Raw genomic sequence first — 16,268 nt, 5'->3', positions numbered from 1 at the left:
ACGAGCACTGTTGCTGCGCCCGCTTAAAGCCAGCCCGCACCAGGCACACACCTGCTCAACCAAGTCGGGGTCGGCCTCGAGACTCTCACGCAGGCAGTACGCGCGCACTACCTCACGCGACATTCCGCAGAACGCGGCGATGTTCTTATATCCCCATCCCGCGCGCCGCAGGTTTTCGATCCGTCGCGTCTCCAGTGGTGTCATCGCAGCCATCACCGTCCTATCGCCCGTGTGCCCCAAAAAGGGGCCTTGCACCTGTAGGGCGTGGCAGCAGGCAAAACCGGACGGGGTAGCCGGTACATCGACGGATTCACCGCATCCGGAACCGATGGAAAAGTCCTAGAAACGACAAAAGCGCCCCCACCCACCCCAGGACGTCAGGGGTGAGTGAGGGCGCTGTGTGCCGTGATGGGCTGGTGGCTAGTAGCCGAGTTTGCGGTTCACGATCGCCTGAACAGCGTCGTAAAGGTGGCCGAGGCGGTTGCGGCGTTCCGCCCCGTTGCCGTACTCGCCGCGGATGACCGCATCGGCCATGGCCTCCAGGTTCGGGCCCGGAGCCGGGGCGGGTGCAGCCCCGCTGAGCTTGGCGTTCACCCGCGCCTGTACGGCGTCGTAGAGGTGGCCGAGGCGTGCCTTGCGATCCGCCCCGTTGCCGTACTCGCCGCGGATGACCGCATCCGCCAGAGCCTCAATGTCAGCCGCCGGTGCCGGGGTCGCAGGCTCCGCGGGGTTTGGCTGTGCGGGCCGGCCAGCAAGAATCTCGTTGACCCTGGCCTGCACCGCGCTGTACTGAGATCCGAGGCGAGTCTTGCGTTCCTCGCCGTTGCCGAACTCGCCAGCAATCACCCTGCGTGCAAGCTCATCAATGCTGCCGTCCACAGCCGGGGTGGCTGCGGGAGCACTACTACCACCACCACCGATGTATGGGGCGAGGACGCTGGCTGGCGGGTAGTAGCGACCCGGGCAGGCGGTGCTGGAGGCGTCTTTGTGACCGATGATGCGCAGCGGCCCGTACTTTGCCTGCAGGTCACGGATGAGCTCACCGATAGTGGCCTTATCCGCCTCAGAGCAGCGAGGGTTGCACTCGATACCAATCGAGCACTGGTTGACCGGCCAGTTGCCGGCATGCCAGGCGGTGTTGGCGAGGTCGACCATCTGCACCACCCGGCCGGCCTCCACCACATAATGCGCACTGGCCCCTCGGCCGGGGTTCTTAAACGTCGCCACCACACCGGCCAGTTGCGGATTGCGTGCGGGGTCGTCCCAGTGATGGATGACGATGGTCGTGATGCGCTTGCCGCCACGGCCGGCCGTGTAGTTGGCGGGGCTGGCCGGATCGAAACTGTAGCTGTAACCCATGGTTAGGCCTCCTTGTCGCTGCTGGTGGTTGGGGGTGAAATAGAAGTGCCGCCAACCCGTGGGGTTGACGGCGTGTGGTCTTCATCGGTGTAGCCCGAAGATGGGGGTACGGGGTCTCCGGGCGGTCCCGGGTCGAGAACCCGGTCAATGAACCCGTCCTCGAGGCGGTGTTTGCCCCCGCTCTTGGTGGTGATGGTGGCCAGGGCGTCACGGAGTTTGTCGGGGACGGGCAGGCCGATGCGGGTGGCGTTTTCGATGATGGATAGGCCTTCGTTGGCCAGGTAGAAGAAGATGGTGGCGGTGCGCAGGATCCCTGCTTCGCCGAGCACGTGGACGTCGAGGAGGTTGGCTACACCAACAAGGGTGAAGATGACGACCTTGCGGGCGATGCCTTTGAACCCGACCTCACTGGACAACTCGCCGGTGACGTAGGCGGCGATGACGCCGGTGATGTAGTCGATGGTCACCAGCGCGACCAGGGCTGCGAGGAAGCCGTCAAAGCCGCCAATCAGCCATCCCACGACTCCTCCGATCGTTGCTGCGAGTGCTTCCCAGATGTGCCACAGCGTGCGCATCACATGTCCTCCTTACCTAGTAGTGCGTCGAGTTCGCTGATGCTGCGTAACGTGTTCGTCCCCGGCCGCACGATCAGTGACAGGACCTGGCGTGCGATCTGCGCCGTGCTCCGGGATGAGGTGGCTTCGGCCGGCAACGTCACTGGTAGCGGGGCCCGGCTGGTGGTCCCACTAGTGGTGGGCGGGGTTTCTAGGACCGACTCCAGGCCCGCGGTCTCAGTGGTGTTGGTGGTTTCGCTCATGACGCCACCTCCTGCTGGTTGATGGTTGCGTGGTGGTGTTCGAGAGCGTCACACAGCCGGTCATAAGCCCGGGCCGCCTCGCCACTCAGAGGCTCTTCATACGCGAGCAGCGCCTCATACAAGGTGGCGGTCATGGTCGTGTACGACTGACCGGACAGCTCGGCCTGTTCGTTCATGAGTTTGGTGCGTTCGGCCAGGAACTCACGCCCCGCCTGAGTGGTGGGGAACGAGATCTCGCCAGCCTGGCTGATGACAGGCTCACCAGCGCTGTTCTTGGAGGCGTACTCCGTGACCAGTTCGAGCTCGCTGGCGGCTAGGGATTCCAGAGCAGCCTCAACCATGGCGGCGAGCTTGGACCTGGCACGCGAGGCAGCACCCGCAAGGGGCAGTTCCACTAAGAGGGTGTGGATGGGTTGGAGATCAGTGTTGGTGATGATGAGAGACATAGGGGGTGCTCCTTAACGTGGGCTTGTTAGAAGTCGGTGGACATGGCGGACCAGCCGGTGCTGGAGAAGTACTCCCAGGTGATGTTTCCGCCGCTGGTGTTGCGGATGGTTTTGATCCAGCCCTGGTTGAAGTAGCCGATCAGGGAGTTCATGCGGGCAATGAGCTCACCCACGCGGGCCATCAGTTTGGTCATGTTGTAGTAGCTGCCGCCGGTGACGATCATCAGGTCGTTGGTGTGGAAGACGACTTTCGCTTTGCCGTTCGCGCTGGCCCATCCTGGGTGGGTACCAAGACCGGTGAGAGCACAGTCTTGCAAGATGACTTTCCGGCCCTCTGAGGTCAGTAGCCCCCAGCCGTGCAGGCGCAGGTCGGTACCGACATGGATACCGGGCTGGCCGGAGTACATCTTTCCTTTCGGATCCAGCGACAGCATCGTGGTGAACACGCCAGCGGTCTGGGTTTTCTTGTACGCCCAGTCCACGAAGTCTCCCTGGTATTCCAGAGCGTTGGTGATTCCACGGATATCTGGGTAGTCCTTCTTGTACTGCTCACCCATCCACCCGATCTGACGACTCCCGTACCAAAACGTCATGCCTCGGCTGGTGATCTGCCCTTCCAGGGTGGAACCCGAGTACCAGCTGATCGCAGACGGCGTGATACGGATCGTGCTCGTCCACCCCGCCAGCCCGACCTGGATCGCGTTGGAGGCCAGCTTGTCCGCCGTAATCGACCCAGCCCCGATACGGGCCGCATTGAGCGTCCCCGTGGTGATCTTGCCGGCGTCTAGGGAGCCGATCTTCGCGCTCGTGATCGCAGCATCGGCAATCATCGCGGTCTTGATGAACCCGGCCGCGATACTGAGCTTGTCGCTGGTAATGGAGCCTGCCGCAATCCGGGCCGCAGCCAGGGTGCCGGTGGTGATCTTCCCAGCATCCAACGAGGCGATCTTCGCCGAGGTGATGGCGGCGTCCGCGATCATCGCAGTCTTAATGAAGCCAGCTGCGATCACCAGCTTGTCCGAGGTGATCGACCCGGCCTTGAGCCTGGCTGCGGACAGGTATCCGGTGGTGATTTTCGCGGCGTCCACCGCTCCGATCTTGGCGTTGGTGATCGCCGCATCGCGAATCATGGCGGTGGTGATGAACCCGTCTGCCACCAGCAACTTCTCACTACTAATACTCCCGGCCCTAATCCGGGCGGCGTCGAGGTATCCGGTGGTGATTTTGGAGGCGTCTAGGGAGGCGATTTTCGCGTTCACGATCGCCGCATCCCGAATCATCGCGGTGGTAATGATCGATGAATCGATCAGAGCCTGACCAGTGATGTGTAGGCGCTTGCCGGCGATGAGCTCACTCTCGGGTGAAGCATTAATCTGCGCAATCAAACCGTTCTTATCCGCCTTGCCCTTCATGTCTGCTTCGAGGTTGGCGCGGGCACTATCGAAGGCGGCAGCCATTTCCTCCTCACGTGCGCGAGCGTTGGTGTCGACCTCCTCGCTGTCTCTTTTCGCTTGCGCGATAGCTGCCTCAATGTTTCGGTCCAGCGCAGCGATTGCCTCACTGGCCTGCCGCTCACCTGCCTCCATGTCCGCACGCACGGCTTCGACGCCGGCCTGGAAATCCGCCTGTGCTTTCTCAATCCGCCCCGTCAGGTCAGTACTCAACCCGGCAACCTCACGCCTGGCGGCCTCGAGTTCTGCTTCCAGGGCAGCGGCAGTGATGTCACCAGCGACCTGGACCCAGCCCGACTCACCCGTGCTGGTGGCCTGGTAGATCCAGATGTTGACCTGGCCGGAGCCGTCGTCTTGGAACCAGATATCCCCCAATCGCGCACCGGTAGGGGCAGTGGCTTGGTGGTAGGAGCGGTTAGACCCGTTAGCGGCAATCAAGACCGCAGCGGACTCCTCAGCCCGCGCAGCAATGCTCTGGCTAAGCTGGCGCATCTGTCCTGCCAACCCACGCGGAGTCCCAGCGTTCCCCGTCGTGAGAGTGATTGAGGTGTATGCATTCGTGAGGGCGTTGTAGACGTAGCCCGTCACGCGGGCCTCAAGGTCTACCCCATAGGTCGAGCTGCGCACGGTGACCGTGTCGCCCAGGCGGAGCTCTTCGAGACCGGTGGTGTGTTCGGGTGATGCCATCACCACCTCGCACGTCAAAACGGGAACATCGACGTGGTCGGTGGTGAACCGCGCCTTTGCAGCCTCCCTGAGTGCTTGTTGGGCCTCGGATAGCGGGAGTTCTCCCTCTGCAGGCCGATCGGGGTCTTTGATGGCTTTGATGTGCTCAAACCGCTCCACCCGCACCAAGGGTGTCGGAAAGTCGCCGATGCGGGGTGAGTCCACGAAGACCTCGGGGATGGTGAGTCCGTCGAAGCCGACCGGCAGAATCCTGGTCGTCAGGCCGGTGGCGTCGGTGGTTTTGTCCATGCTGGCGAGGTTTTTGCCCTCCCACACCACCACCTTGCTGATTCGCCCCCGCCGAGGCTGCCAGGACAGGATCGTGTTGTCGCGGGTCAGGTCTCCGCCCCAGCGGGTAAGGATCCCGTTGTCATCCCCGCTCAAGGCTTCCAGGCCGGACTTGCGCACCCACCGCACACTGTCCCTGGGGCCAAGGTTGCTCACGGGTCCTGGGGTGAAGGAGTGTGGGGCAGCCAAGCGGCTGAGTAGGTGTGCGAGGGCTTGGCTGCCGGTCATGTTGACTGCCGCGGCGTCGACGATGACGTTGGTGGCCAGGTCGAAGGTGATGTGGTGGCAGGCCGCATGCCACATCTGCTCCCCATCCATCGTGAGCGTGGCGACCCGGAACCCCTGGCGGGTGCCGTCTGGGACGGGTGCGGCAACAATGTCACCCACCTCCAGCATGACTGCTGGGTTGTGGGGCCAGGAGATTTCCAGGGTGTATGCGCCGTTCAGTTCCTCAGTGATCTCTGCGGTGGCGAGGTGTGGGTCGAGTACTTGTCTGCCACTGCCGGTGAAGGTCTGTCCGGTGGTGAGGGTTGGGTTGTGTGTGGTAATCATGGTGTCCTCCACATCGGAATCAAGCGCCCAGAAACACCCGCCGGCAGTGCCAGCGTGTTCACGCCCGGCACCAGTACTGGGAAGTCGAGAGCCAAAAGGGCGTCGGTGAGGGTTTTGCCTGAGACCGTGCAGGTCATCGAGCCGCAATCGATCACGAGCTCACCCGAGCCTGGGAGCACGACCCGGTACGGGGTGTTGTTGATCGTGATCGTGGTGGTGCCAGAACCAGACAGGGTGATGACGGGCCGGGAGTCGAGCAGGGTCGGGTTGACCACCCGCACCACCCCGCCCGCCCTGAGGGGCACTGGGGTCAGGCCCGCATCCAGGTAGGTGAAGGGCCGGCAGGTCACCTCCAGGGTGGCTTTCCACCGGGTGCCGAACCGGGACAGCTCGCTCACCGAGCCTTTGGTGGTGATGAGGTATCGGCCTGGTAGGTGCGACAACCGCAGATACAAACCACTGTGTGTAGCGGTGCCTGCGAGGTGCTCGACCACATCCAGGCTCGGAGCCAGCAAGCCAATACTGAGGGTGCGGGGACTCCAGCCGGTGGTGCGGGTGATGATGCCTTCACCGCCCGCAACCTCCACATCAGTGGTGGCGCGGGCGGTGAAAGACACAGCCGGCAGACTCGTCACCCGGCACCCACTGGCCAGGGAATCAAAGTCTCCGAGGATGAATCCACGCATCACAACACCTCCCAAAGAAGTAGCGACAGTGAGTGGTTTAGGTGGGTGTGAGCAGTGCGCTGGTACGGCCCCGGGCCGCCAACTGGCGGTCGATGAGTGGGGTGAGTTTGCCGACCAGCGTCCCGTCTGACAGGCGCACATTCACGTCCAGCTTCTCCAGCACGCTCTTGGCCGCCGCTGTCGCCACAGCCTCCGCATCCATAACCGTGCTACCGGCCCCCATGGAGCCGGGTGCGCCTACATGGTTCGGCATGGACGGGCCCATAGAGACTGGGATGCGTACCCCGGACGTCAGGCTGCCGAGGGTGTCACTGACGTCTGCTGCCATGTCTTCGGCGGCGTTCACGGCACGGGCTCCGGTGGCATCGATTCCTTGTGCGAGACCGCGTGTGAGCATGTCGCCGACCCAGGCCATCTGCCGTGAGGGTGAATGGATCCCGAAGAAACTGGTGATCCCGTCCCAGATGCTGCTCACCCAGCTAGAGACTTTGTTCCACAGCCATCCCGCGAGCTGCTGGATGCCCGACCATAGGCCGCGCACCAGGTTCATACCCACGTCCAGCATCTGCCCATACCCCTGCGCCAAGCCACTTATGAGCGAGCCGAGGATCTGGGGCACCGCCGAGACAATCGTGGAGATGATCTGCGGCAACGCCCCAACAAGCGCGGTAAGCAACCGGATGCCGGCCTGGATCAACTGCGGTACAGCCGCCAGGATCGCGCCGATGACCGCTGCAATGATCGTGGGCATGGCCGCCACGAGGGTTTGGATGATTTGCGGCAGTGCCCCGATCAGGGCGGTGAGCAGTTTGATGCCTGCGTCGATCAGCAGCGGAATGGCCCCCAGGATCGCTGTGATGATGGAGGTGATGATCTGCGGCAGGGCCGCCACAATCGCCTCAATGATCGTCGGCAACGCCGTCACCAAAGCAGTGAGGAGCTGGATGCCGGCGTCGATGATCATCGGGATCGCCCCGATCACGAAGTCGATGATCGCTTGAATCAGCGCCGGCAAAGCCTCGATCAACACCGGGATCGCCGCAATCAACCCCTGCGCCAAACCCAACACCAGCTGCAGCGCCCCGTCCAGGATGAGCGGGAGATTGTCGATGATTGCTTGGACGATCGCAACCAACGCCGCCACGATCGCCGGAATCAACGTGGGCAGAGCCTGACCAATACCGGCAGCCAAGGTCCCGATGATTTGTAGCGCGGCGTCTACCAGTAGTGGCAGGGCGGTGAGGATCGCGGTGGCGAGGGTTTGCAGAATCTGCACCGCCGCCGTGGCTAGTTGTGGTGCGCTGTTCACGAGGGCTTCGACTAGCGCCATGATCGCCTTCAAGGCCACGTCCAGTACGACTGGGAGCTGGGCGGAGAGGAAATCCAGGGCCTGGGTGAGGATCCCATCCAACGCACCCAGCAACCCATCAACCCCGCCTTGTTCGAAGGCGGTGGTCAGCGTGTCAACCCAGCCATTAACCATGGGTAGAACCGTGGATGCCAGCATGCCCGTCAGGCCCCCTGCGAGAGAGCCCTTGAGGCCGTTAATGCCGTCCTCGAGAGTGCTCATTTGTCCGGAGAAGGTTTTGGACTGGGCTTCCATCGCCCCGTAGAACTGGCCACCCTCAGCAGTCGCGGACGCGAACGCCTCAGCGACCATGTCGGCGCTGATCGCGCCCTTCTCCATCTCCTCTTTGAGCTCGCCGACGCTCTTGCCGGTCTTCTTACTCATCTCCTGCAACGGGTTAAACCCGGCATTGATCATCTGCAGCAGATCCTGGCCGGAGAGTTTCCCCGCAGAGGAAACCTGTGCGAACGCCAGCGTCAATGACTCAAGTTTTTGGGCATCACCCTGGGAGATGTCACCAAGCTGGCCCAGACGCAGTTTCGCTTCGTCCGCGCTGATGCCAAACGCCATGAGCGTCTGCGTGTTTTTCGCCAGGTCTCCCATACCGAACGGGGTCTTAGCCGCCGTCACCTTCAGATCATTGACGAGCTGTTGGGCTTTAGCCTGGTCACCCAGCATCGTGGTGAAGCTCGTGGTGTACTGCTCCATCTCCGCGTTGTAGGCCACCCCGTCTTTCATCGCGGATGCGAAGCCGCGGCCGATACCAGCGATCGCGGACCCGATGGCCTTAACCCCGCCGATAATGGCCTCGGCAGCCAGGTTGGCTTTCAGGACATCACCAAAGACACGAGTCTTCCCGGATGTGTCATCCATTTCCCGGCCGAGATCATCCACCTCGCCACTGAGTTTGTCTGCGCCAGTGGCGGCGTCCTTGAACTCACCCTCGCTATTGCCCGCAGCATTGGTGAGCTGCTCGATTTTGGAGGTGTTCTGGCCCAGTTCCCCCTCGAGCTCGTTCAGGGTCGCGGTGGCGTTGTTGAGCTGGATCTGCCAGTTCTGGGTACGACTATCAGCCTCACCAAACGAACTACTGGCGTTTTGGAGGGCGGCCTTCAGCGCCTCGATCTTGCCCTTCTGGGTTTCGATCTGCTTGCCCAACACCTCGTTGCGGGCCGTGAGAGCGTCCGCGTCAGCAGCGTTCTTCCCGAACTGGGAAGCCACCACCTTCATCTCAGACCCCAGCACCCGCATCTCACGGTTGATATCCGTGATCGCCTTCTTAAACTCCCGCTCGCCCTCCAAGCCAATCTTCAAACCAAACGATGAATCAGCCACCCTGGCCTCCTTTGAGGGTAAAGCACAGGACTAAGCCCCAGACCCGTGAGTGAGCGTGGGGCTTAGATGCCTGGCGGGATGATGTCGTCGATGCTCGGCTCAGCGCTGTTGCGGCCGGGTTGGGTGTGTTGCCAGTGGCACTCGATGAGGTCGAGCAGCACGCCGAGCGGCATGAGCGCGACCTCCCACCGGTCCAGGTGCAGGTAGCGGTGGGCCAGGTAGGCCAGGCGGGTGAGGTTCTCACCCCAGTTCGCTGACGGGCTGGTGGTTAGGCTTTTGGGGAGGCGACCTCACGCCCCGTCCCAGCAGCCAGAGCAGCGGTGATCGCCTCCCGATAGCCCGCCAGCTCACCAGGCACGGTGAGTAACTCAACCATCTCCGCAGTCACCTCAGGCTTCACGTCCTGGGGGTGGGTGAGGTTGTGGATCAACACGGACTGGTTGGCCAGTAGCGCGATCAGCCATGCGATTTCACCGATCTGCTCACCCAGATCCGCCTCGTTCTCGAGTTTCTCGCCGAGTTGTTCCAGGCCCCCGTAGCGGGAGGCGATTTCCCTGGTGGCGCGGGTGGTGAGGATGAGCTCGAAATCCTGCCCACCCAGACGGATAAACGATGAATGGCCTGCCCCGTCTGGCAGCACACTGGCCGGGGTTTTCTTACTGGTTTTAGCCATGACTGGTTCCTTCCGGTTTAGCTGGCGGTGACGGTGGTGGTGGCGTAGGCGGGCTCATAGACGTTCTTGAACCAGCCATCGGTGATGTTCTTGGTGGCGTCACCTTCGGTGGCTTCGGCCTTCCACGGGTGCTTACCGGAAGCATCGGGCTTGGTGCGGCGCAGGATCGTGCCCTCGATAGACGGGGTCGCGAACTCAATACTGTCGCCCTTGGTGTTCAAGGACGCGGCAGGGATGGCGAAGCGGACCTTGTAGAGCCAGAAGTACCGGTAGGTGCCGTCAGCCTTACGGGCTCGGAACCCGATAGCGACCGGAGCGCCACCGTCTTCGGAAGCGGAGACGAGCACTTTGTTCTTGTCCACTACCGCGCCCACCAGGGCCGCGGCGACCGTTGGGGTGAGGTCGTCTACTCCCAGGGTGAGGGTGCCGGACTGGAATTCTTTAACGACTTCGGCAGGACCGTCGTCCGCGTAGAGGATGGCTTCGGCGACTTCGACGGACAGTTCCGCACTGATCGCTTTCGCCAGCCGCTCGGGGGTGGCGTAGGTTTCTTCACCGTCATCGTTCTCGGTGATGGTGGCGTAGTAGAGGCTGTCGAGCCCAATAGTGGCCATGGTGGGTGATCCTTCCGTGTCAGGGGTGATGTCTGCCTGTAAATTTGGTGATGGGAGTCAGGCACGCAAGGACTGCGCGCCTATGACGGGTAGGAGTTTGTTGTGGTTATGCAAGTCCCTTCTGCTGATGAGTTCCGTCCGTTGGTGCTGCGTGCGCTGGCAGACGGCAAGCCGCTTGCTTTCAGGGAACTGTGCGAGCGCGCTGCCGACTTGGCTGGACTTGATGAGCAGGCTCGCGCCCAAGAACTACCCTCCGGTGGACTGCGCTATGTCAACCGGATCAATTGGGCGTGCTCCTCGTTCTCCGCTGCGGGCCTTGTGTCTAAGCCCAAGCGAGGCGTTTACCAAATCACCGATGATGGACTGGCGGTAGATGCGCGCGGTTTGACCTCGTACACCCAGAAGGACTTGCTTGAGTGGCCGGCCTGGGTTGCTTACCAACAAGAGGTTGCTGAACGTAAGAACGCTGCTTCAGGGTCGTCTGCTTCAAACGGCGATGATCTTGACACTGATGGGGCATCCGACCCTGTCGAGGCAATCGACGAACTGGCTCGTGAGTTCAACGCAGAAGTCGAGACCCGCTTGCGGCATCGCTTGCAAGAGGAAAGCCCTGAGTTCTTCGAGAACGCGGTGGTCGAACTGTTATGGGCCATGGGATATGGCGGCACGCACGGCGCGAAGCAGCGCGTAGGTAAGTCCGGAGACAACGGAATCGATGGCATCATCCGCCAAGACCCACTGGGATTGACCAACGTCTACATTCAAGCCAAGCGATACGCCGATTCCAACACCGTGGGAACACCTGAAGTGCGTGACTTCATGGGAGCTCTGGATTCGCATGGTGCGAGCCTTGGCGTGTTCATCACGACCTCCAAGTTCCAACCGGCCGCGCTCTCAATTGCAGAGAAGTACCCGCACGGAACCATTGTGCTCATCGATGGCGTCAAACTGACCAACCTCATGCTCACCTACGGTGTCGCAGTAGAAAAGCACAGGGAGGTCACGCTCTACTCCATCGACGAAGACTTCTTCAACGCCGAGGACTAGCCGCCCCATACCCGGTGGGCGGCGGTGTCGATGGCGTAGTGGTGGTAGCCGGTCTCGTCCTCGAATCCCACGTAGGTGCGGCCGGTGATCGTGACCCCAGCAGCGAGCAGCGCCGAGGTAACGGTGTCGCGTAGGGGTAGGTAGTTGCCCGTCGTGTACAGGGATAGGCGGGCTTGTTCGATTTCGACGCCGGGTGCCCCGTCCGCCCACAGCCCCAGGTCGTCCCCGAGTGGGGTTGTGACGGCGAACGTGTCCGGCAGTGGTGTGGGGGTAAAGAGAGAGACCCTGACCGGGATGGCCAAGGCCTCACACACGCCAGTGACAACTTCCAGCAATGGTTGACTCAACGGAGCACTCACGGGCCACCTCCCTTACCCATGCGGGTGGTGAGCACGGCTTTCATTGCCTCAACCGCCCTGGCGCGAGTAGCCCGGCGGGTGGTGGCAAGGAACGGGCGTGCGGGCTGACGGGAGGACCCGTATTCAAGGATGGCGGCAATCTTGGCGTTGATGGTGCCGTCGCGGCGGGGTTCGTCGAAACCGACCTTGATGTTGTGGTTTCCTCTCCGATCCGTCTTCACGGTCGTGATACCGAGGGCCCCGAGCAGCTGGCCGGTGCCGTTCTCGCCGCGGATTGATGCTGCGAGGTTGGTGCGCATGACGGGCTCGACCACTGCCGCCCCGGCCTTCAATGCTGCCTCGGCATGATCATCCAAACGGCCACCAAGCTGATCGAGTTCGTCGAGGATCGCGGAGGGGAATTTCACCGACGCGCGTGCCATCAGGGCTGCCCTCCTTCTGGGGTGTGCTGGTGAGCACCAATCTCCAGATACCGGCCCACCTGTTCGATGGTGTCGATGACCCATCTCCCGTCGGGTGCGGCGATCACCATAGACTCATCCACCCCCACACCAGGAATCGCGCGGATGCGGAAGATGGTGGTGGCTTTGGTGTAGGCGGCCCGGTTCACCCACGCAGCCGTGGCGTGTTGGTGTTCGACCGCAGCCCGCACGCTCGCCACCACATGGTCGGTGGTGATCTCGAAGCCAGCAGCATCCCGGGAATGCACTGGCCGGATGAGGTCGATGAACGTTCTCATCTGTCCTAAACCCATCCCGCCTCACCTCTGCTTCTTGCCCCTTGGTCTGGGTGGTGATGTTGTTAGATTTTCCATTCCCGGTCCAAAACGAGCAGCCGGTTGATTGCTTCCCAGGCAGCCCGGGCGGCGTCGGTTTTGTCTGCCCAGAACCCTGCGGTGGCACCGTCCCTGGATTCGTACAGGTGGGTGGCGAGCATGACCACCGCATGCTTGGTGGCCTGGCTCATGAGTGAGTGCTCGTAGAAGCTGTCGGGGTGGTGTTGGTAGCGGGTGGCGTAGGAGGTGGCGGCCTCGACCAGGTGAGCGATCAACTCATCATCCTCGCTAAAGGTGATTTGCAGATTCGCTTTGACTAACTCGACCAGGTTGTTGGTGTTCATTGCTGCCACCTCCTACGCGTGGGTGCCTGCATGGGTTAGTTGCTGGCCTTCTGGGCTAGGACCGCGACCGCTTCGGGAACGATGAGCTTGCCGTCTACGCGTTGGGAGGCCAGGAACCCGACCTGCCCGGTGGTCGCGAATAGCTCGTTGAGCCGCTTAAAGGAACGGCCCTGACGGTCCGCCACCCAGTAGTAGGACAGGTCACCGAACGCGACCGTGCGGGAACCTGCTTTGACCTCGGGTGCGAAGGTGGAGGTGTGGACGGGGCGGCCCAGGATTGTGTCCGGCGCGCCAGCGGTCAGGGCGGGCTGCCACAGGTACTGGCCAGCGGTGTCCTTGAGCTTCCTGACTGTCTTGACGGTGGAGTCGTTCATCAACCACACCGCGTTCTTCCGGTACGGAGCCCGCAACCCATAGTGCAGATCGATCAGCTCATCAGCACCGATGTCAGTCGGCTTGCCGGTGGTGACAACGGTGGGCGCACCACCAGCGGCATTGAACAGCCCGGTGGGCTTGCCGGACCCGTCACCGTTAATGAAGGCTTCCTCCTCAGCGGCACCGATACGGCGCGCGAACTCAGACGCCAGGTAGGCCTCCACGTCAAACGCGGAGTCATTCAGCAGCTCCTCACTGATCTTGAGGAAGGTGCCGAGCTTGAACGCCGACAGGCTTACCTGGCTGAAAGTGTCATCAGACTCGGTATAGGGCTTGCCTTCATCCAGCCAGGCAGCAGTGCCGTGGGTAGCAACCACCGGGATCTTGCGGTCCCCACTAGTGGTGGTGATGACCTTGGCCAGGGAGCGCATGATGTTCTGATCCGCCAGAGTGTCTACCAGGGTGTGCTCGAACTCGTCCGGCACCAGGTAACCACCCTCGCTGTCCGTGCCAACACTCAGGGCGTTGCGGACTTCGGCGGGCGAATGGTTCAGGCGCATCGCGTCCCAGAACGCACGCCGATACTCACCCGACGCCGTACCCACCTTGCCGGGGGTCTCATCCGTGGTGTTCATTCCGGGGGCCAGGGTGAGGGGCTGGCGCTGGGCCCTGGCGAGGGTGGCCTCGAGGTTTTCGGCCCGCTGGGTGCGTTCAATCTCGCGGGTATAGGCATCAATCTCAGCCTCCATGCGCGCATAGGCCTCATCATCCTGGGCGCTGAGGCAGCCGGTGTCAGCGTCGCGGCGCTCGTCAAGGAAGGCCTTGGCCTTCTCCCAGGTGGTAGTGCGCTTGGCGTACAGGTCAGTCAAAGTCATGCTCATGATTGGGTGCTCCTTCCAGAAGCGGTTCAGGGTTGGTGGTTAGTGGGGTCGGTCAGCAAGGGCCGCGTACAGGTCAGCGACCTTGCGGCCGGTGGGTTGGGTGAGGCTCGCTCCCGGCGCAGGCACACGAACCGGCCGGGCAACGGTGGGTGTGGCGGGGCTGGTGGTGTGGCTGGTGAGCTTGTTCACCAGGCTCCGCTCACTGGCGATGGCGCTGAACACCACACCCCCACCCTCGCTACCGTCCTCAGTTGGGGCGGCGGGTAGTGGTGTGCCGGTGGGGTTGTAGATGGCGTCTGCGAAGCCGAGGTTGATAGCGGCCCTTGCGTCCATCCAGGTCTCGTCATCCATAAGCCGTCCGATGCGGGCGCGCTGCATGGAGGTCTTGATCTCGTAGGCCGTGATGATCGAGTCCTTGACCGCCCCCAGCATGTCGATCGCCCGGGCCAGCTCGTCCGCATCCCCGTTCGCGAGAGTGGCGGGGTTGTGGATCATCATCATCGCCGGCGGACTCATGAGTACCTCAGAGCCGGCCATGGCGATCACCGAGGCGGCAGAGGCTGCCAGCCCGTCGATGATGACGCGCACCGGGTGCGGGTAGTCCATGAGCATCGTGTAGATCTGGGCGGCGGCAATACAGTCACCGCCCGGGGAGTTAATCCACACATCCACCGGCCCCGCCCCTGCTTCGAGCTCGGAGCGGAAGATGCCTGGAGTGACATCGTCGTCGAACCACGAGTCCTCAGCGATCACCCCTCCGATACGCAAAACCCGACGAGCAGGCAGCTCGCCGGGCGAAGAACCAGTACTGGGGTCGGGTGGGGTCTCCCAGTTCCAAAAGCGTCTGGTCATGTCCTACCTCCATGGAATGTTTGCTGTGGCATGGGCTTCTCCTGGCCGGGTTCTTGCTCTTCCGGGCTGGTTTGCGCGGTGGCGTATGCGCCCGCCATCGACAGTGGCAGCATGTTGCCGTTGACCAGGTACAGGTCGCCGCCGTCCTGCGGGCTGATGCGGTCGAGGTTTTCGAGTTCGCGGATGTCGTTGGCGCTCATCCACCCGTTCTGGCGGGCGACCGCATACCCCTGTGTGCGCGAGGCGTAGTCCCCGCGCAGCAGTCCCTCCAAGTTGAACTTCACGAACACGCCGGGTTTCTCCCGCTCATCGAGCAGGGTCTTGGTGATCGCCTGCTCCCAGCGGATCACCCACGGGTCAAGCGTGTATTTCACGAACTCGAGGCTCTGCTGCTCGATATTGCTGAACGAGGACTTGTCGAGGTCGCCGATCATGTGGGGTGGGATGCGGAAGATCCGGGCGATCTCACCCATCTGGAACTTACGGGTCTGCAAAAACTGGGCCTGCTCAGGCGACACGCTGATCGGCGTGTACTTCATGCCTTCCTCGAGCACAGCGATCTTGTTGCCGTTCCTGGCCCCACCAAACGTCGCCGTCCACGACTCACGCACGCGGGCCGGATCTTTGATGACCCCGGGGTGTTCGAGGACGCCGCCGGGGGCGGCACCGTTGGCGAAGAAGGAGGCACCGTAGTCTTCGCAGGCCTGTGCCATGCCGATCGCGTTCTTGGCCATCGCAATCGGGCTGTAGCCCACCAGCCCGTCAAAGCCGAGGCCTGGGATGTGCAGCACCTCAGCCGGTGACAGGACCACTCGCTCGTATTGGGCGTGGGGTGGTTCGTCGGTGGTGCGCTGATACTCGTAATACAAGCGGCCTGCGCTGTCGCGGCCCACGCTCATGCGGTTGGGCATCAGCGGATACAGGCCAATGACCTCGCCGCGGCCGTTGCGGATGACCTGGGCGTAAGCGTTGCCCCACAGCAGCAGGTGGGTCATGAGGGTTTCCCGGAACACGAAGGAGGTCATTTCCGGGTTGGGCTCATCGTGCAGCAGCCGGTAGAGAGGATGGTCCAGGGCTTTTTCTTTCCCACCATCCGCCCGAGTGCGGTACACGTGCAGCGGTAGTCCGCCGATCGCCTCAGCCAGAATCCGCACGCAGGAGTAGACCGCGGTCATCTGCATGGCGGAGCGCTCCGTCACCGCACGGCCACTGCTAGTGGGGCCGAACAGGAACGAGTAGGACGAACCGATCGTGTGGTCAGTGCTGGTGTGGGGCCTCAGCCAGTTAAAGATTCCCACGACTTTCCTCCTTATGAGGTGATGGGAGATGGAAGAATCAAA

General features: G+C 62.4%; 18 protein-coding genes. 2 read left to right on the top strand and 16 right to left on the bottom strand.

Going from position 1 to position 16,268, the window contains the following annotated elements; translation table 11 throughout:
* Positions 1–420 precede the first annotated feature (420 nt).
* Genes J2S45_RS07625 through J2S45_RS07595 form a run of 7 tightly spaced genes read right to left on the bottom strand, consistent with a single transcriptional unit; the run spans position 421 to position 9,008 of the window.
* Entirely contained in the window at positions 421–1,359 is a 939-nt protein-coding gene (locus J2S45_RS07625) for an N-acetylmuramoyl-L-alanine amidase (RefSeq protein WP_278787610.1), read from the bottom strand.
* Positions 1,360–1,361: 2 nt separating this feature from the next.
* Positions 1,362–1,934: a phage holin family protein gene (locus J2S45_RS07620; protein ID WP_278787635.1), complete on the bottom strand. Its 573-nt coding sequence runs from the start codon at positions 1,932–1,934 to the stop codon at positions 1,362–1,364.
* A complete protein-coding gene (locus J2S45_RS07615) occupies positions 1,934–2,176 on the bottom strand; it encodes a hypothetical protein (protein ID WP_278787609.1) in 243 nt (80 codons plus the stop codon). Before J2S45_RS07615 ends, J2S45_RS07620 begins: the two co-directional genes overlap by 1 nt.
* Entirely contained in the window at positions 2,173–2,622 is a 450-nt protein-coding gene (locus tag J2S45_RS07610; protein ID WP_296930780.1) for a hypothetical protein, read from the bottom strand. The genes J2S45_RS07615 and J2S45_RS07610 overlap by 4 nt, the downstream gene beginning before the upstream one ends.
* Positions 2,623–2,648: 26 nt before the next feature.
* Positions 2,649–5,639, bottom strand: a complete 2,991-nt coding sequence (locus J2S45_RS07605; protein WP_278787607.1) for a phage tail spike protein — start codon at positions 5,637–5,639, stop codon at positions 2,649–2,651.
* The gene (locus tag J2S45_RS07600; protein WP_307635009.1) at positions 5,636–6,325 is read right to left on the bottom strand and encodes a hypothetical protein; all 690 of its coding nucleotides are present in this window, start codon (positions 6,323–6,325) and stop codon (positions 5,636–5,638) included. Before J2S45_RS07600 ends, J2S45_RS07605 begins: the two co-directional genes overlap by 4 nt.
* 37 nt (positions 6,326–6,362) lie before the next feature.
* Positions 6,363–9,008 carry a phage tail protein gene (locus J2S45_RS07595; protein ID WP_278787605.1) on the bottom strand — a complete coding sequence of 882 codons (2,646 nt, stop codon included), beginning with the start codon at positions 9,006–9,008 and terminating at the stop codon, positions 6,363–6,365.
* Positions 9,009–9,142: 134 nt separating this feature from the next.
* On the opposite strand from J2S45_RS07595, the gene J2S45_RS07590 reads away from it, so the two are divergent.
* A complete protein-coding gene (locus J2S45_RS07590) occupies positions 9,143–9,265 on the top strand; it encodes a hypothetical protein (RefSeq protein ID WP_296930773.1) in 123 nt (40 codons plus the stop codon).
* Between the two features lie 11 nt (positions 9,266–9,276).
* Here the strand turns inward: J2S45_RS07590 and J2S45_RS07585 are convergent, their stop codons facing one another.
* Positions 9,277–9,681 carry a hypothetical protein gene (locus J2S45_RS07585; RefSeq protein WP_278787604.1) on the bottom strand — a complete coding sequence of 135 codons (405 nt, stop codon included), beginning with the start codon at positions 9,679–9,681 and terminating at the stop codon, positions 9,277–9,279.
* A 17-nt stretch (positions 9,682–9,698) separates the two neighbouring features.
* The gene (locus J2S45_RS07580; protein ID WP_278787603.1) at positions 9,699–10,295 is read right to left on the bottom strand and encodes a major tail protein; all 597 of its coding nucleotides are present in this window, start codon (positions 10,293–10,295) and stop codon (positions 9,699–9,701) included.
* Between the two features lie 108 nt (positions 10,296–10,403).
* On the opposite strand from J2S45_RS07580, the gene J2S45_RS07575 reads away from it, so the two are divergent.
* The gene (locus tag J2S45_RS07575; RefSeq protein WP_278787634.1) at positions 10,404–11,342 is read left to right on the top strand and encodes a restriction endonuclease; all 939 of its coding nucleotides are present in this window, start codon (positions 10,404–10,406) and stop codon (positions 11,340–11,342) included.
* Here J2S45_RS07575 and J2S45_RS07570 read toward each other — a convergent pair.
* The 7 genes from J2S45_RS07570 to J2S45_RS07540 are packed head-to-tail and all read right to left on the bottom strand — an operon-like array spanning position 11,339 to position 16,226.
* A complete protein-coding gene (locus tag J2S45_RS07570) occupies positions 11,339–11,701 on the bottom strand; it encodes a hypothetical protein (protein WP_278787602.1) in 363 nt (120 codons plus the stop codon). The two genes, J2S45_RS07575 and J2S45_RS07570, sit on opposite strands and share 4 nt — an antisense overlap.
* A complete protein-coding gene (locus tag J2S45_RS07565) occupies positions 11,698–12,123 on the bottom strand; it encodes an HK97-gp10 family putative phage morphogenesis protein (RefSeq protein WP_278787601.1) in 426 nt (141 codons plus the stop codon). Before J2S45_RS07565 ends, J2S45_RS07570 begins: the two co-directional genes overlap by 4 nt.
* Positions 12,123–12,455, bottom strand: a complete 333-nt coding sequence (locus J2S45_RS07560) for a head-tail adaptor protein (protein ID WP_423773745.1) — start codon at positions 12,453–12,455, stop codon at positions 12,123–12,125. The genes J2S45_RS07565 and J2S45_RS07560 overlap by 1 nt, the downstream gene beginning before the upstream one ends.
* A gap of 47 nt (positions 12,456–12,502) precedes the next feature.
* On the bottom strand, positions 12,503–12,820 hold the full coding sequence (locus J2S45_RS07555; RefSeq protein WP_278787599.1) for a head-tail connector protein: 318 nt from the start codon (positions 12,818–12,820) through the stop codon (positions 12,503–12,505).
* A 35-nt stretch (positions 12,821–12,855) separates the two neighbouring features.
* Positions 12,856–14,070, bottom strand: a complete 1,215-nt coding sequence (locus J2S45_RS07550) for a phage major capsid protein (RefSeq protein ID WP_278787633.1) — start codon at positions 14,068–14,070, stop codon at positions 12,856–12,858.
* A gap of 45 nt (positions 14,071–14,115) precedes the next feature.
* Entirely contained in the window at positions 14,116–14,928 is an 813-nt protein-coding gene (locus J2S45_RS07545) for a head maturation protease, ClpP-related (RefSeq protein WP_278787598.1), read from the bottom strand.
* Complete coding sequence (locus J2S45_RS07540) at positions 14,925–16,226, bottom strand: phage portal protein (RefSeq protein WP_278787597.1); 1,302 nt, start codon at positions 16,224–16,226, stop codon at positions 14,925–14,927. Before J2S45_RS07540 ends, J2S45_RS07545 begins: the two co-directional genes overlap by 4 nt.
* Positions 16,227–16,268 lie beyond the last annotated feature (42 nt).

Source organism: Trueperella abortisuis (assembly GCF_030811095.1).
Taxonomy (GTDB): domain Bacteria; phylum Actinomycetota; class Actinomycetes; order Actinomycetales; family Actinomycetaceae; genus Trueperella; species Trueperella abortisuis.
The sequence above is the reverse complement of the archived record's forward strand: the minus strand, read 5'-3'. Positions and strand labels throughout refer to the sequence as shown.

Coding starts and splice junctions, on each gene's coding strand:
- J2S45_RS07620 (WP_278787635.1), bottom strand. CDS start 1,934: ATGCGCACGCTGTGGCACATCTGGGAAGCACTCGCAGCAACGATCGGA.
- J2S45_RS07610 (WP_296930780.1), bottom strand. CDS start 2,622: ATGTCTCTCATCATCACCAACACTGATCTCCAACCCATCCACACCCTC.
- J2S45_RS07555 (WP_278787599.1), bottom strand. CDS start 12,820: ATGAACACCAACAACCTGGTCGAGTTAGTCAAAGCGAATCTGCAAATC.
- J2S45_RS07580 (WP_278787603.1), bottom strand. CDS start 10,295: ATGGCCACTATTGGGCTCGACAGCCTCTACTACGCCACCATCACCGAG.
- J2S45_RS07575 (WP_278787634.1), top strand. CDS start 10,404: ATGCAAGTCCCTTCTGCTGATGAGTTCCGTCCGTTGGTGCTGCGTGCG.
- J2S45_RS07625 (WP_278787610.1), bottom strand. CDS start 1,359: ATGGGTTACAGCTACAGTTTCGATCCGGCCAGCCCCGCCAACTACACG.
- J2S45_RS07605 (WP_278787607.1), bottom strand. CDS start 5,639: ATGATTACCACACACAACCCAACCCTCACCACCGGACAGACCTTCACC.
- J2S45_RS07615 (WP_278787609.1), bottom strand. CDS start 2,176: ATGAGCGAAACCACCAACACCACTGAGACCGCGGGCCTGGAGTCGGTC.
- J2S45_RS07600 (WP_307635009.1), bottom strand. CDS start 6,325: ATGCGTGGATTCATCCTCGGAGACTTTGATTCCCTGGCCAGTGGGTGC.
- J2S45_RS07550 (WP_278787633.1), bottom strand. CDS start 14,070: ATGACTTTGACTGACCTGTACGCCAAGCGCACTACCACCTGGGAGAAG.
- J2S45_RS07545 (WP_278787598.1), bottom strand. CDS start 14,928: ATGACCAGACGCTTTTGGAACTGGGAGACCCCACCCGACCCCAGTACT.
- J2S45_RS07585 (WP_278787604.1), bottom strand. CDS start 9,681: ATGGCTAAAACCAGTAAGAAAACCCCGGCCAGTGTGCTGCCAGACGGG.
- J2S45_RS07565 (WP_278787601.1), bottom strand. CDS start 12,123: ATGGCACGCGCGTCGGTGAAATTCCCCTCCGCGATCCTCGACGAACTC.
- J2S45_RS07560 (WP_423773745.1), bottom strand. CDS start 12,455: ATGGGTTTAGGACAGATGAGAACGTTCATCGACCTCATCCGGCCAGTG.